This is a genomic window from Stenotrophomonas sp. UBA7606 (assembly GCF_002477705.1).
Lineage (GTDB): Bacteria > Pseudomonadota > Gammaproteobacteria > Xanthomonadales > Xanthomonadaceae > Stenotrophomonas.
Window position 1 is genome coordinate 11,235 of sequence record NZ_DLJW01000006.1, and the last position, 14,490, is coordinate 25,724.

General features: G+C 66.7%; 13 protein-coding genes. 11 read left to right on the forward strand and 2 right to left on the reverse strand.

All coding sequences use genetic code 11. The annotated features are described in order from the left end of the window. Positions 1-208: 208 nt before the first annotated feature. Complete coding sequence (locus tag B2527_RS01375) at positions 209-2,575, reverse strand: S9 family peptidase (RefSeq protein WP_293705712.1); 2,367 nt, start codon at positions 2,573-2,575, stop codon at positions 209-211. Between the two features lie 382 nt (positions 2,576-2,957). On the opposite strand from B2527_RS01375, the gene B2527_RS01380 reads away from it, so the two are divergent. From B2527_RS01380 to B2527_RS01390, 3 genes are all read left to right on the forward strand, one after another. After that, on the forward strand, positions 2,958-4,352 hold the full coding sequence (locus tag B2527_RS01380; RefSeq protein ID WP_293705713.1) for a cytochrome ubiquinol oxidase subunit I: 1,395 nt from the start codon (positions 2,958-2,960) through the stop codon (positions 4,350-4,352). Position 4,353: 1 nt separating this feature from the next. Further along, entirely contained in the window at positions 4,354-5,367 is a 1,014-nt protein-coding gene (gene cydB, locus B2527_RS01385) for a cytochrome d ubiquinol oxidase subunit II (RefSeq protein WP_293705714.1), read from the forward strand. A gap of 112 nt (positions 5,368-5,479) precedes the next feature. Further along, on the forward strand, positions 5,480-6,826 hold the full coding sequence (locus B2527_RS01390; protein ID WP_293705715.1) for an AMP-binding protein: 1,347 nt from the start codon (positions 5,480-5,482) through the stop codon (positions 6,824-6,826). Positions 6,827-6,864: 38 nt separating this feature from the next. Here the strand turns inward: B2527_RS01390 and B2527_RS01395 are convergent, their stop codons facing one another. Beyond that, positions 6,865-7,875, reverse strand: coding sequence for a pteridine-dependent deoxygenase (locus tag B2527_RS01395; RefSeq protein WP_293705716.1), 1,011 nt, complete (start codon positions 7,873-7,875; stop codon positions 6,865-6,867). A 209-nt stretch (positions 7,876-8,084) separates the two neighbouring features. Between B2527_RS01395 and B2527_RS01400 the strand changes: the two genes are divergently transcribed. The 8 genes from B2527_RS01400 to fabG all read left to right on the forward strand — a co-directional run bounded on the left by B2527_RS01400 (position 8,085) and on the right by fabG (position 14,485). Then, a complete protein-coding gene (locus tag B2527_RS01400) occupies positions 8,085-8,354 on the forward strand; it encodes a phosphopantetheine-binding protein (protein ID WP_293705717.1) in 270 nt (89 codons plus the stop codon). A 5-nt stretch (positions 8,355-8,359) separates the two neighbouring features. Next, positions 8,360-9,082, forward strand: a complete 723-nt coding sequence (locus tag B2527_RS01405) for a ketosynthase (RefSeq protein ID WP_293705718.1) — start codon at positions 8,360-8,362, stop codon at positions 9,080-9,082. Positions 9,083-9,133: 51 nt separating this feature from the next. Further along, positions 9,134-9,433 carry a 3-hydroxyacyl-ACP dehydratase FabZ family protein gene (locus tag B2527_RS01410; RefSeq protein WP_293705719.1) on the forward strand — a complete coding sequence of 100 codons (300 nt, stop codon included), beginning with the start codon at positions 9,134-9,136 and terminating at the stop codon, positions 9,431-9,433. Further along, positions 9,430-10,380, forward strand: coding sequence for an acyltransferase (locus tag B2527_RS01415; protein ID WP_343124732.1), 951 nt, complete (start codon positions 9,430-9,432; stop codon positions 10,378-10,380). The genes B2527_RS01410 and B2527_RS01415 overlap by 4 nt, the downstream gene beginning before the upstream one ends. Then, positions 10,310-10,969: a LolA-related protein gene (locus B2527_RS01420; RefSeq protein WP_414716958.1), complete on the forward strand. Its 660-nt coding sequence runs from the start codon at positions 10,310-10,312 to the stop codon at positions 10,967-10,969. Before B2527_RS01415 ends, B2527_RS01420 begins: the two co-directional genes overlap by 71 nt. Before the next feature lie 65 nt (positions 10,970-11,034). After that, the gene (locus B2527_RS01425) at positions 11,035-13,305 is read left to right on the forward strand and encodes an MMPL family transporter (protein ID WP_293705751.1); all 2,271 of its coding nucleotides are present in this window, start codon (positions 11,035-11,037) and stop codon (positions 13,303-13,305) included. After that, positions 13,292-13,723: a phosphotransferase gene (locus B2527_RS01430; RefSeq protein WP_293705720.1), complete on the forward strand. Its 432-nt coding sequence runs from the start codon at positions 13,292-13,294 to the stop codon at positions 13,721-13,723. Before B2527_RS01425 ends, B2527_RS01430 begins: the two co-directional genes overlap by 14 nt. Before the next feature lie 30 nt (positions 13,724-13,753). Continuing rightward, a complete protein-coding gene (gene fabG, locus B2527_RS01435; RefSeq protein WP_293705752.1) occupies positions 13,754-14,485 on the forward strand; it encodes a 3-oxoacyl-ACP reductase FabG in 732 nt (243 codons plus the stop codon). Positions 14,486-14,490: the final 5 nt, after the last annotated feature.

Sequence of the window (14,490 nt, forward strand, 5' to 3'; positions counted from 1 at the left end):
TGGGTGGTGCTGGAGCAAAGGCAACAGCAAGAGCAAGAGCACGCCTCCCCAACCCTCCCCTGCGCTACGCGCAAGGGAGGGGGCAGCCTGGCTCCCTCCCTTTGGCGCAGCCAAGGGGAGGGTTGGGGAGGGGCGCTCTTTGGCTTTACGCAAAAAACCACCGCACCCCACAAACAGCAAGGGCGCCTCGCGGCGCCCTTGCAGATGTTTACTTCAGTTCCTGCTCGAACAGCTTGAGGATGCGCTTGTACTGGTCCAGCCAGGAGTCGGCACGCGTATAGCCGTGGCGTTCCAGCGGATAGGGCGCGATCGACCAGTTGTCCTTGTGCAGCTCGATGAGCTTCTGGCTCATGTTGACCGAGTCCTGGAAGAACACGTTGTCATCCATCATGCCGTGCGCGATCAGCAGGTTGTCCTGCAGGCCCTCGGCATATTCGATCGGCGAGGAGATGCGGTAGGCCTCCGGGTCGATGTCCGGGGTGTTGAGGATGTTGGCGGTGTAGGCGTGGTTGTACTGGTGCCAGTCACCGACCGGGCGCAGCGCGGCACCGGCCTTGAACGTGCCCGGCGAACGGAACAGCGCCATATAGGTCATGAAGCCGCCGTAGGAGCCGCCGTAGATGCCGGCGCGTGCGCGGTCGCCCTGCTTGGTCTCGACCAGCCAGTCCAGGCCGTCCAGGTAGTCTTCCAGTTCCGGGTGGCCCATGTTGCGGTAGATGGCGGTGCGCCAGTTGCGGCCATAGCCCTCGCTGCCGCGGTAGTCCATGTCCAGCACGATGTAACCCTTCTGCACCAGCAGGTTGTGGAACATCTGCTCGCGGAAGTAGCTGGAATAACGCGCATGCACGTTCTGCAGGTAGCCGGCGCCGTGCACGAACATGGCGATCGGGTACTGCTTGCCCGCTTCCAGCTTTTCCGGGCCGTAGTACTTGGCCCAGACGTGGCCGGCGCCGTGCTTGGACGGCACCTGCACCATCTGCGGCTGCACCCACTCGCGGGCCTTGAACTCGGCGCTGCGGGTGTCGGTCAGCTGGCGGGCTTCACCGCCGCTGCTCGGCAGCACGGCGATCTGCGCCGGCAGGTAGGGCGCGGAATAGCGCACCAGCAGCTGCTGGCCATCCGGCGACAGGCTGAAATCTTCCACGCCATCGAGCGCGGTTACTTCGCGCACGGCACCGCCGTTGGCGTTGACGTTGCACACTTCGTAATCGCCCGGCCACTTCTGGTTGCACAGGAAGTAGAAGCTGTTGCCGTCGGCGCTGACCACCGGTGCCGAGGTTTCCCAGTTGCCGGAGGTGATGGCCTTGGGCTTGCTGCTGCCGGTCTGCGTGTACAGGTGCGAGTAGCCCGATTCCTCGGACAGCAGCCACAGGGTGCGGCCGTCCGGCATCCAGCCGTAATCGTTGAAGCCCCAGTTGATCCAGCCGGCGTCGGTCAGGCGGTGGCGGTTTTCCAGGCGTGCGCTGGTGGCGCTGGTGGTGGCGATCCAGCGGTCCTTGTTGTCATTGGCACGCAGCATGATCGCGGCCTGGCTGCCGTCGGCGTTCCAGCGGATGCCGCCGCCCATGAAGTCACTCATCAGCTCCAGCGGGCGGTTGCCCTTCAGCGCGTCCTTGCCGGCCTTGCGGCGCAGTTCGGCCAGCGGATCGGTGGCGATGCCGGGCAGGTTGTCCAGCGACAGTGGCTGCACCTTGCCGGTGGCGGCGTCGGCCAGCCAGAACGCATGCGGCTCCGGATCATTGCGGCCGACGCGGGTGCGGGTGTCCTCGGCTTCCTCGTAGCCCGACTCGGTGACGTACAGCGGCATCTTGCCGCCGCGGCCTTCGTCGTAGCCCTTGGGCTTGGTGACCACGATCAGGTGGCGGGCATCGGGCGACAGCGCGCTGCTGACGATCTCGACATCGGCGCCGAGGAAGATCGGTGCCGCGGCGCGGGTCGGGTCGGCCTGGCGCCAGCGTTCGCCCTGCTCGCGCAGTTCCTCGCGCTGCGCGCGGTCGCTGCGCAGCGTGGACAGGGTGCGCATCTGCTGGTCGCGCAGCACATCGGCCTTGGGGGCGTCGGCCGGGTTCTTGTCGGCCTTGAGCTGGGCGACCTGGCTTGTGGCGTTGTTGCGCGGGTTCCAATGGAACCAGTTGTTGCTCACCTGCCAGATGACGCCACCATCGCTGGCGAAGTTGACGTCGCTGGCGCGGTCGTTGCTGCGGGTCAGCTGGGTCAGTGCGCCGCTGCGCAGGTCGCGCACGAACACGTCGCCGTTGCGCACGAAGGCCATGCGCTGGCGGCTGCTGTCATAGACCCGGTCGGCGGCATCGAGGGTGCCGCGCTGGTCATCGGCGACCTGCTGGCCGACGCCACCGCTGAGCGGCAGGCGGAAGCTGTCGCGCACCTGGCTGCCCTGGCGCTTGAGCGTGTATTCCACCTGCTGGCCGTTCCACGACCACCAGGCCGATTCCACCGGCGGCCCGATCCAGTCGGGGTTGGCCATGGCCTGCTCGATGGTGATCGGCGTGGGCGCGGCATGGGCGCTGCCGAAAGCGGTCAACAACAGCAGGGACAGGGGCAGCAGCTTGGGCATCATTCGGCACCGGTGAAAGAGAACCCCGCAAGGGTAGCAGCGACCACCTGCGGCAGGCTGGGCCACAGGTCATGGGGGCCGGGTTCGGCGGCTGAGCTGCCGGAATCGGCAATGTTTCAGCTGCCCGAATAGCTGCTGCAGAAGGGTAGTGCCGAGCCATGCTCGGCAGGGGCTTTACCGGTAAGGCCTCAGCCGAGCATGGCTCGGCTCTACAGGACCAGCCAAATGCTGACCCCTCCCCAAGCCCTCCCCTTGGCCTTTGGCCAAAGGGAGGGGCTAGAGCCGCTGCGACTTTTTGACGCACTGCGACATCCGGTCACATCCGGTCTTAACCAATACCGGACCAGAATTGCCCCAATTAAAGGTTTTGCGGAGAAGCGCCGTGGAAGCGCTGCTGTTGTCGCGGATCCAGTTCGGATTCGTCGTGAGTTTTCATGTGTTGTTCCCGGCCTTCACCATCGGCACTGCCAGCTGGTTGGCCTTCGTCGAATGGCGCTGGTTGCGTACCCGCAACCCGGTCTGGCGTGAGTTGTTCTTCTTCTGGCAGAAGATCTTCGCCGTGTCCTTCGGCATGGGCGTGGTCAGCGGCATCGTCATGGCGTTCCAGTTCGGTACCAACTGGCCGCGGCTGAGCGAGGTAGCCGGTACGGTGATCGGGCCGTTGCTTACCTACGAGGTGCTGACCGCGTTCTTCCTCGAAGCGAGTTTCCTCGGCGTGATGCTGTTCGGCTGGGAGAAAGTGTCGCCACGGCTGCACTTCTTCTCCACCTGCATGGTGGCGCTGGGTACCTTGTTTTCCACCTTCTGGATCCTGTCTTCCAACAGCTGGCTGCATACCCCGGCGGGTTACACGCTGGTCGATGGCATCGTGCATCCGCAGGACTGGTGGCAGATCGTGTTCAACCCGTCCTTCCCGTATCGCCTGGCGCATATGGCGCTGGGGTCGTTCATTACTACGTGTTTTGTCATCGGCGGTGTCGGCGCCTGGTACCTGCGTCGTGGCGTGCATGTGGAAGCGGGCCGCAAGATGCTGGTGGCCGCGGTCGCATTCGCCGCATTGACTGTGCCGGTGCAGATCTTCGTTGGCGACATGCACGGCTTGAACACGCTGGAACACCAGCCGATGAAGATCGCGGCGGTGGAAGCGCACTGGCATGAAACCAGGCCGGGCGAAGGTGTGCCTTTGGTGGTGTTCGCGGTGCCGAATGAAAAGGAAGAGCGCAACGATTACGAGATCGCCATCCCCAAGCTTGGCAGCGTGATCCTGACCCACAGCATGGACGGTAGCTTCGCGCCGTTGACCTCGGTGCCGGCCAGCGAGCGACCGCCGGTGGTACCGGTGTTCTATGCATTCCGCATCATGGTTGGCATCGGCACGCTGATGCTGGTGTTGGCCTGGATATCGGCCTTCCAGTTGTGGCGTGGGCGCCTGCTGCAGTCGACCTGGTTGCTGCGCGGCTGGAACTGGATGCTGCCCAGCGGCTTCGTCGCGCTGGTGTCGGGGTGGTTCGTCACCGAGATGGGCCGGCAACCCTGGGTGGTTTACGGGTTGCTGCGTACTGCCGATGCGGTCGGTACGCAGAGTGTGTGGATGACGGTGCTGTCGCTTGCCATCTACGTGATCGGCTATCTCTTCGTGTTCGGCTGGGGCATCTGGTACCTGGTCAAGATCATGCGCAGTGGGCCCAAGCCACATGACCCGCCGCCGCGCGACGACGGCATGCATACCCCGGCGCGGCCGCTGTCCGGCGCCAACGAACCACTGGAGGAGCGCTGACATGGAGATGACAACCTGGCTGCCGGTGGCATGGTTCGCGGTGATTGGCTTCGGCGTGCTGATGTACGTGGTGCTGGATGGCTTCGTGCTCGGCATCGGCATCCTGGCGCCGTTTGCCGAGGACGAGCAGCAGCTCGACGTGATGATGAATACCGCCGCACCGATCTGGGACGGCAATGAAACCTGGCTGGTGCTCGGCGGCGCAGGACTGATGACGGCGTTTCCGCAGGTGTATGCGGTGCTGCTGTCGGGCCTGTATCTGCCCGTGTTGTTGCTGGTGATGGGACTGGTGTTCCGCGGCGTGGCCTTCGAGTTCCGCTTCAAGGCGCACCGTTCGCGTGCGTTGTGGAGCGTGTCGTTCGCGATGGGCTCGCTGCTGGCTTCGTTCGCGCAGGGCGTGATCCTGGGCGCGCTGGTGCAGGGCCTGCCGATGCAGGACGGGCATTACAGCGGCGGTGCATTCGGCTGGTTCAGCCCGTTCTCGATGCTGACCGGGGTGGCGGTGGTCACCGGCTATGCGCTGCTTGGCAGTACCTGGCTGATCCTCAAGACCGAGGGCCGGGAACAGGTGCTGGCGCGCTCGCTGACGCGGCCATTGATGGTGGCGGTGATCGTGTTCATGGGCCTGGTCAGCACCTGGCTGCCGTTCCTGCAGTCGCGGGTGATGGAGCGCTGGTTCAGCGATGGCAACTTCTGGTGGCTGTCGCCGGTGCCGCTGCTGACCCTGGCCGTGGCGGTGGCGCTGTGGCGCAGCGCCATGCACCCACGCCGCGACCTGCCGCCGTTCCTGCTGACCTTGGCGCTGTTCGTGCTGGGCTTCATCGGCCTGGTACTGGGCATGTGGCCCTACCTGCTGCCGCCGCACCTGACCCTGTGGCAGGCCGCCGCGCCGGCGTCCTCGCTGGGCTTCAGCATGGTCGGACTGGTGCTGCTGCTGCCGGTGATCCTGGGTTACACGGTGTGGTCGTACAAGGTTTTCCGCGGCAAGGTCACGGCCGAAACCGGCTATCACTGAACCCCGGCGACATGGCCCGGCTTGCCAGCCGGGCCGCGCAGGGCCAAGCTGGCCGCCCCGTTGTGGCCGGCGTCGCGATGGGCTGTCCATCGAACGAGGTCCTGGTAGTCGCATGTCGGTTGTTCCCGAGCAGTTGTCATCCCCGTCCCGCCACCCGCTGGCCAATGGTGGCCTGCAGCGCCTGCTGGCGGTCGGCGCGGACAGGTCGATCGATCTGCAGACCTTCTTCGCGCATGTGCATGGCGTGGCCGCACTGCTGCCGGCGGGCCAGCATGCGGTCAACCTGTGCGACGACCGCTATCGCTTCCTGGTCGCGTTCTGCGCAGTGGCGCTGCGCGGTCAGGTGAACCTGCTGCCTTCGTCGCGCGCGCATGCGGTCGTCGCCGATGTGCAGCAACGCTATCCGCAGACCTACTGCCTGGCTGACGATGCACAGCAGGCGTTGCCACCGGACAGCTTCGTCCTGCCAATGGAATTGCCGCGTCTTGACGGCGTGTTGCCGCAATTGGCGGATACGCAGCTGGTGGCGATTGGCTTCACCTCCGGCAGCACCGGTGCACCCAGCGCCAACAGCAAGACCTGGGGGTCGTTCCTGACCAGCACCGCGCAGAACCTGCAAGCCTTGCAGGACCTGTGGGGCGAGGCGCAGCCGGCGCTGGTGGCAACGGTGCCGTCGCAGCACATGTATGGCATGGAGATGGCGGTGCTGCTGCCCTTGCTGGCGCCGGCGACCTTGCAGGCAGGGCGTCCGTTCTTTCCGCAGGACGTGGTGCTCGCGCTGCAGCAGGTGCAGGCACCGCGGGTGCTGATCACCACCCCGGTGCACCTCAAGGCGCTGGTGGAGTCGGGCGTGGGCTTGCCGCCGCTGGCCGGCATCGTCACCGCCACCGCGCCGCTGTCGCAGGAACTTGCGGCAGCAGCCGAACAGGCTTTTTCCACCGAGGTGCGGGAGATGTTCGGATCCACCGAAACCTGTATCTTCGCGCGTCGCCGTACCGCGCTGGAGACGGCGTGGACGCTGTTGCCCGGTGTGCAGCTGGAGCCGCAACCGGATGGTACGTGTGTGCATGCGGCGCATCTGGCAACGCCGGTGGTGCTGGCTGACCTGGTGGAGCTGTTGCCCGACAACCGTTTTGTCCTGCGTGGGCGCCGTGCCGATCTGCTGGAAATCGCCGGCAAGCGTGCTTCGCTGGGCGACTTGACCCGCAAGCTGCAGGCCGTGCCCGGCGTGGCGGATGCGGTAGTGGTGCAGTTGGCGCCTGAGCCCGGCCATGCGGTGGGGCGCATCGCCGCGCTGGTGGTGGCACCCGAACGCGAGGAAGCCGAGATCCTGCGGGACCTGCGCGAGTTGATGGACCCGGTGTTCCTGCCGCGGCCGTTGCGCAAGGTGGCGGCATTGCCGCGCAACGATACCGGCAAGCTGCCGCGCGACGCGGTATTGGCACTGCTGCGGCACTGAAGGCGGGGCTGGGCCGGTGCAGGCGGCGCCGGCGCGGTTCAGGCGTCGTGGACGCCGTCGATTTCAATGCGCAGATCGCGCCGGCATACCGCTGCGTGCAGGATGATGCACGGTACCTGCGGCGGCAGATGGGCGGCCAGCATGGTCCGCACGCTGGGCAGTTCGGCGGCGTCGCGCACATAGACCTTGAGGCGGCTGCCAGCGCCGAAATGCGTGGGCAGCGTCGGCCGCTGGGCGCGCGCGGCGCCGATCAGGGCATCGAAATTGGCGAAGGTTTCCTGCAACTGGCGCTGCGTGCAGTCGCTGTGCAGGGTGGCATGGCCCACCACGCTGGCGGTGCCGGACAGCAGCAACGGCAGCTGGCTGCCGGGGGCGGCAAGCATGGCACGGGCGAAACTGGGCGATTGCCGGCCGTACTGGCGCGGATAACGGTAGGCACTGACCTGTCGCGGGTTTTCCAGCGGCGTGCCTGCACTGCATGCAGCCAGCCAATACACCTGCAGCACGCGTATGCCGTCGAGCCGGCCGATCGCCGTGGCCGCAGGCAGGGTGCGGGTGTCGATGTCACCGATTCCGCGCGCGCGGCCTACGCAGAACTCACGGTAGCGCTCGTTGTCGCCTTCGCCATCGGTGATGGCGTCCAGGTAGTTCCAGATCCGCAGCAGGTGCGGATAACCGTGCACCGGCAACGTCTGCAGCAACTGTGCGTAGGCGTACTCGGCAGCCCCGGCAATGCCGCCATGGCTGCTTTCCTCGACCTGCAGCGCACCAAACATCAGCGTGCCGTCGCTGGCCCAGGCCACGCCATTGGCATCGCGGCCGCAGCTGACCGGCTTGTCGCTGCGCCACACTTCCAATTGCGCCACCCCGTCAGCCTGCAGTGCCACCTGCAGGTAGCGCGGATCATCGCTGGCTGCTGGTGCGGTACCGGCGTGGAAGCCGAACACGGCCAGCACCTGCGGATCGGCCAGCAGCGCAGGCAACCGTGCCGGATCGGCGTAGTCCACCTGCAGCGAGGCGGCCACCGCCGCCGAGCTCTGTGCATTCATCTCAACGCCCCGTGACATGGGCAGGCAAACAGGCGCGGCGCGGGGCCGGACGGCAGCGGAACAGGCGGCAGGAGTGGAGCGGGAACGTCATTGCAAGGCGTATCGGTGTCACGGAGACGGCAATGATACCCCGGCATCTGTACCCGTCATGCTTGCGCAACAGTCGGCGATGCCGGATCGTTGCGCCTCTATTTGCCCTGGGTGTGGAAATGTCGCAACAAAGTGAAGCCGAACGCGAACTGGCCGGTCTGCTGGTCGAGAGCCTGAACCTGGAAGACGTGGATGCGGCGCAGATCGACCCGGAGGCCGCCTTGTTCAACGATGGCCTGGGCCTGGATTCGATCGATGCGCTGGAGCTCGCCCTGGCCATCAGCAAGCGCTATGGCTTCCAACTGCGCTCGGACAACGAGGACAATCGCCGCATTTTCGGTTCCTTGCGGGCCCTGTCGGCGCATATCCAAGCCAACAAGACGGTCTGAACGGCGTGACTGCTGCCAGCCCTGAACCCGGCCACGGGCCGGTGGCGCTGGCGCTGCGGGTGATCCTGCTGCTGGCCTATCCGGTGCTGTCGCATGTGGCCAGCCTGCGCAACGAGGGCATGTGGGCCGCGGCCGCCCTGGCCGGGCTGGTGCTGCTGTGCCTGCTGGAACCGCTGGCGCGGCGGCAGGCGTGGGCATGGGGCCTGCTGGCGGCCAGTTGTGCGTTGTTGTGGTGGCTGGGCGGTTCGGCCTGGGCATGGATGCTGCTGCTGGCGCCGCCGGTGGTGTTTCCGCTGCTGGTGGCCTGGGGTTTCGCGCGCTCACTGCTGCCGGGGCGGATTCCGCTCATCACCCGCATCGTGCAGGCCCTGTACGGCCGCGCCGGCATGCCGGTAACCGCGGCACTGGAGCGCTATACGCGCCGCCTCAGTGCTGCCTGGGCGCTGGTGCTGGTGCTGCTGGCGGCGGTGAATCTGGGCCTGGCGATGAGTGCCGTCCCCGACGGTCTGCTGGCCGCCTTCGGCATCCAACCGTGGTGGCCGGTGACCCATGAACAATGGTCGTGGTGCGCGAACATCGCCGATTGGGGCCTGATCGGTGGCTTTTTCGCAATGGAGTACGCCGTGCGTTCGCAGTTTTTCCCGCAACGGCCCTACCGCAATGCCTGGGATTTCCTGCGCCAGATGGGCCAGCTGGGCCCGGCGTTCTGGCGCGACCTGCTGCGCTGAAACACAAGGCTGCCGGTATCCTGTGTGCCAAAGTCGCCGGTACAGCACCTGATGCAGTTCAGTATTCCCTCCGATCATCCCTGCCTGCCCGGGCATTTCCCCGGCCGGCCGCTGGTGCCTGGCGTGGTGGTGCTGGAGCAGGTACTGCAGGCGGTGGCGATCGAGCAGGGGCAGGCGGTCGGCGCGTTGCGCCTGCCGCAGGTGAAGTTCATGGCACCACTGCTGCCGGATCAGCAGGCATGGGTGGAGCTGGAAGGCCAGGCGCCACGCTGGAAATTCCGCGTGTTGCGCGAGGACCAGTTGCTGGTGCGTGGCGAGCTGGTGTTGGCCGAAGGCGACGCAGGCGCATGAACGAGGCGGACTGGAAGCATCGTCCCGAAGGCGGCGGACGGTTCGCCATTCGCCTGATCGGCGGCATCGCGCGGCATGGCGGGCGCGGCATCGCGCGCGCCTGCCTGTACCCGATCACCCTGTACTTCTACTGTGTGCGGGGTGCCGAACGGCGCGCGTCCGCCGATTACCTGCGGCGCCTGCGCGGGCGTCCGGCGCGCGCGCTGGAAGTGGCCCGGCATATCCATACCTTCGCCGCCACCATTCTCGACCGGGTATTCCTGCTGGCCGGCCGCACGGGCTTGTTCGACATCCGCAGCAGCGGTACCGAGCCCTTGCTGCAGCAACTGGACCAGGGGCGCGGGGTGCTGGTGTTCGGTTCCCACCTTGGCAGCTTCGACGCGCTGCGGGTACTGGCCAGGATGCGCCCGGACCTGAAGCTGCGGGTGCTGATGGACCGCGCGCACAATGCCGCCATCACCGAACTGCTGGCCGAACTCGACCCCAAGCTGGCTGATTGCATCATCGATGCCGCACAGGAGGGCACCGCGATCGTGCTGGCCATCCAGCAGGCATTGGAAGATGGCGCGATGGTGGCATTGCTGGTGGACCGGGCGCGTCCCGATGAACCGGCCGTCGCCGCCCCGCTGCTGGGCAGTGACGCTGCATTCCCGGCAGCGCCGTGGTTGATCGCCAACGCATTGAAGGCACCGGTGGTGCTGGCCTTTGGCCTGTACCTTGGCGGCAACCGCTACGACTTGCGCTTCGAGTCATTCGCCGAGGTGGTGGACATCCCGCGCCGCGGCCCGGCGGAGATTCTTTCCACGCTTATCCACCGTTATGCCAGCAGGTTGGAGCATCACCTGCGCGAGGCCCCTTACAACTGGTTCAATTTCTATGATTTCTGGCATCCCCAAGACCGTGCGACGCCTGCTCCCGTGCCTGCTGACCGGCCTGCTGGCCAGTAGCCCCGCCCTGGCCAGTGGCGTCGACGCCACATGGATACTGCGGCAACTGGCGCAGCCGGCGCCCAGCCAGACCAACTTCGTCGAACTGCGTGGCTCGGCGTTGCTGAAGGAGCCGCTGCGGGTCGAAGGCCAGTACCGCCGCCCGGATGCCGGCACGCTGGTCCGCGAGGTGCGCACGCCCTATGCAGAGACAACGACCATCGCCGATGGCCAGGTCAGCATTGCCCGCGCCGGCAAGCCGCCGCGGGTGTTCGCGCTGCAACGCGTGCCCGAACTGGCCGATCTGCAGGCCAGTTTCGGGGCGATGCTGGCCGGTGATCTGGCCGCGTTGGAGCAGAACTACCGCCTGCAGCCCTCCGGCAGTGCGCAGCGCTGGCAACTGCAGCTGACGCCCAAGGCAGAGGCCTTGGCCCGGCGCGTGCGGGCGGTGACCCTGCACGGCCAGAACGCGGAGCTGCGCTGCATCGAAACCCAGCCGGCCAAGGGCGAAGTGCAGCGCACCTTGCTGGGCGGTGCCGCCACCGCCGCGGCCGCCGTTCGCGACGCCGCCGCGTTGAATGGGCTGTGCAGTGCCGGTGGCACGCGTTGAAGCTGTCATCCGCGCAGCGCATTGGCCTGGCCATTGCCTGGTTGCTGCTGCTCGGCGTGCTGGGCATGTGGATCAGCAGCCGCATCCAGGTCAGCGGCGACCTGCGCCAGTTCATGCCCGATGCGCGTACCCCTGCGCAGAAGCTGCTGCTGGATGAGCTGGGCGAAGGCCCGGGTGCGCGGCTGTTGCTGGTCGCACTGTCCGCGGCCGCACCCGAGCAGCTGGCGCAGCAGTCGCGCGCGCTGCGTGCAGCATTGGCCGCCGATGCGCAGTTCGAGCTGGTTGCCAATGGTGAGCAGGCCGGGTTGGAGGCATTCCCCGAGCGTCTGCTGCCCTACCGCTACCTGATCGAGGCATTGCCGGCAGATGCGTTTTCCAGCGCCCGCCTCGGTGAAGAACTGCAGGCGCGCCTGCAGGACCTTGGCTCGCCTGCCGGTGGTTTGATCGAACCCCTGCTGCCTTCCGATCCCACCCTGCAGGTGCTGCGCGTGGCCGAGGCCCTGCAACCAGCCAATGCGCCGCAACGTATCGATGACGTCTGGTTCGATCGCGCCGGCAAGCAGGCGTTGCTGCTGGTGCAGACCCATGCGGCCGGCTTTGATCCTGGCGCCCAGCAACTGGCGGTGGATACGATCAACAACCGATTTGTCGAGATCGCCGCCGACAGCGGCAGCCGCATCGAGCTGAGCGGGCCGGGCGCGTTCTCGGTCAAGATCGGCAACCGCACCGCCAGCGAAGCGGGCATGATCGGCACGCTGGATACCATCGGCATGATCCTGCTGCTGTGGTTCGCCTACCGCAGCTGGAAGATGCCCATCCTCGGTTTCCTGCCATTGGCCAGTGCCGGCCTTGCCGGCCTGTGCGCGGTGGCGCTGGGCTTCGATGGCGTGCACGGCATCACCATCGCTTTCGGTTTCACCCTGATCGGCGTGGTGCAGGACTACCCCATCCACTTCTTCAGCCACCAGCGGCCGGGCCGCTCGGCCTGGGACAACGTACGCGCGTTGTGGCCAACCCTTGGCACCGGCGTCATCGCCACCTGCATCGCCTACCTGACCTTCCTGTTTTCCGGCGTCGACGGGTTGAAGCAACTGTCGGTGTTCACCATCACCGCGCTGGTCACGGCCGCGCTCGCCACCCGCTACCTGCTGCCGGCGCTGATCGACCCGGCCACGCGCGATTTCGCTGACTCGGCATGGCTGGCGCGGGTGTGGCGGCACACCCAGCACCTGCCCCGCCCGCGCTGGTCATTGGCGCTGCTCGCGGGGCTGGCGCTGGCGGTGGTGGCGTTCGCACCCGGTGCGTTCTGGCAGAACGATCTGGGTCGGCTGACGCCGGTGGATCCACAGGACCTGCTGCGCGACGCGCAGCTGCGCAGTGAGCTGGGTGCGCCGGACGTGCGCTATCTCATCACCGTGCGCGGGGCCGACGCCCAGTCCGTGCTGGCTGCCAGCGAGAAGCTGCGCCCGGCCCTGGATGTGCTGGTTGCCAATGGCGAGCTGGAACGTTACGACATGGCCGCGCGCTACCTGCCCAGCGCCGCCACCCAGCGGCAACGCCAGCAGCAGCTGCCCGACGAGGCAGCGCTGCGCACGGCATTGGCCAGTGCGGTGGCAGGCACGCCCTTCATCGAGGATGCATTCGCGCCGTTCGTCACCGACGTGATGCGCGCGCGCGTCGCGCCGCCACTGCAACCGGACGATCTGCAGGGCACGCCGCTGGCGACGGCGGTGGATGGGTTGCTTGTGCAGGGCCAAGGTCATGCGATCGCGCTGGTGTCGCTGAGCGGCCTGCGTGACGTGGCAGCGGTGGCCAGTACCGCCAGCCTGCACGGTGCGCAGTTGCTGGACATGAAGCAGGCGTCCGAATCGCTGGTGGCCGACTACCGCAACCGCGTGCTGTTGGCGCTGGCGGTGGCCGTGCTGTTGCTGGCGCTGACCGTCGGCGTGGCGTTGCGCTCGCCACGGCGCGTGTTGCGGGTGCTGCTGCCGATGCTGCTGACTACCGTGCTGGTGCTGGCGGTGCTGCGGGGGCTGGGCGTGGAGTTGAACCTGTTCCACCTGATCGGCTTGATCCTCGCCGCCGGCCTGGGCCTGGATTACGGGCTGTTCTTCGAACACGCAGGCGACAGCCATGCCGACCAGCTGCGCACCTTGCACGGCTTGCTGGTATGCAGCGTGATGACCTTGCTGGTGTTCAGCCTGCTTGGCTTGTCCTCGATTCCGGTGCTGCGTGCGATCGGCAGCACGGTGGCATTGGGCGTGGTCTGCAATTTCGTGCTGGCCCTGCTGATATCGCGGCATCCGCTGCAGGAGGCTGGACATGCTGGGACGTGAGGAAATCCTGCAACTGGTCCCGCATCAGGGCGGCATGTGCCTGTGGGACGAGGTCGTGAGCTGGTCGGCGCAGGACATCGCGCTACGGGCTTTCAACCACCGCGATGCGGCGCATCCGCTGTGCAAAGACGGCCAGCTGCGCGCAATCCACCTCTGCGAATATGGTGCACAGGCGATGGCCGTGCACGGTGGCCTGCGCGGGCGCGAACGGGGTGGCGCGGTGCTGCCGGGCGTACTGGTCGCGCTGCGCGACGTGCAGCTGCATGTGGCGCGCATCGATGACCTGGTCGATGCACTGGAGGCGACCGCGCAGGTGCTGGTGGAAGGCGAGGGCAGCCAGCAATATGCCTTCCGCATCCATCACCAGGGGCAGCTGCTGGCCGAAGGCCGCGCCGCGGTGATGCTGCAGTTGCCGTGAGAATCCAATGAAACGCAGTGGAGCGAATCCATCATGAGCAAGCAACGACGTGCCCTGGTAACCGGTGGTAGTGGCGATCTGGGCGGTGCCATCTGCTACCAGCTGGCTGCCGATGGTGCCCACGTGATCGTCCATGCCAATGCCAACCTTGCCCGCGCCGACGCGGTGGTGGAGCGGATTCTCGCCGCCGGTGGCAGCGCGCAGGCGGTGGCCTTCGACGTGGCAGACACCGATGCGGTCAGTACCGCGTTGGAGGCATTGCTGGCCGATGGACCTATCCAGATCGTGGTCAACAATGCCGGTATCCATGACGACGCGCCCATGGCCGGCATGGATGCGCAGCGCTGGCAACGGGTGATCAACGTCAGTCTCAACGGCTTCTTCAACGTCACCCAGCCGCTGCTGTTGCCGATGGCACGTACCCGTTGGGGGCGCATCGTCAGCGTGTCTTCGGTGGCCGCGGTGCTGGGCAATCGTGGCCAGACCAACTATGCCGCGGCCAAGGCAGGCCTGCACGGCGCAAGCAAGTCGCTGGCGCGGGAAATGGCCAGCCGTGGCATCAGCGTCAACGTCGTCGCGCCCGGGGTGATAGAAGGGCAGATGGCGGCCGATGCGTTTCCGCCCGAACTGATCAGGCAGACCGTACCGGCCGCGCGCGCTGGCAAACCGGAAGAGGTGGCGGCGCTGGTGGCCTTTCTGTGCAGCGATGCAGCCGGCTATATCAACGGCCAGGTGATCGGCATCAACGGCGGCATGGGCTGAGCGGG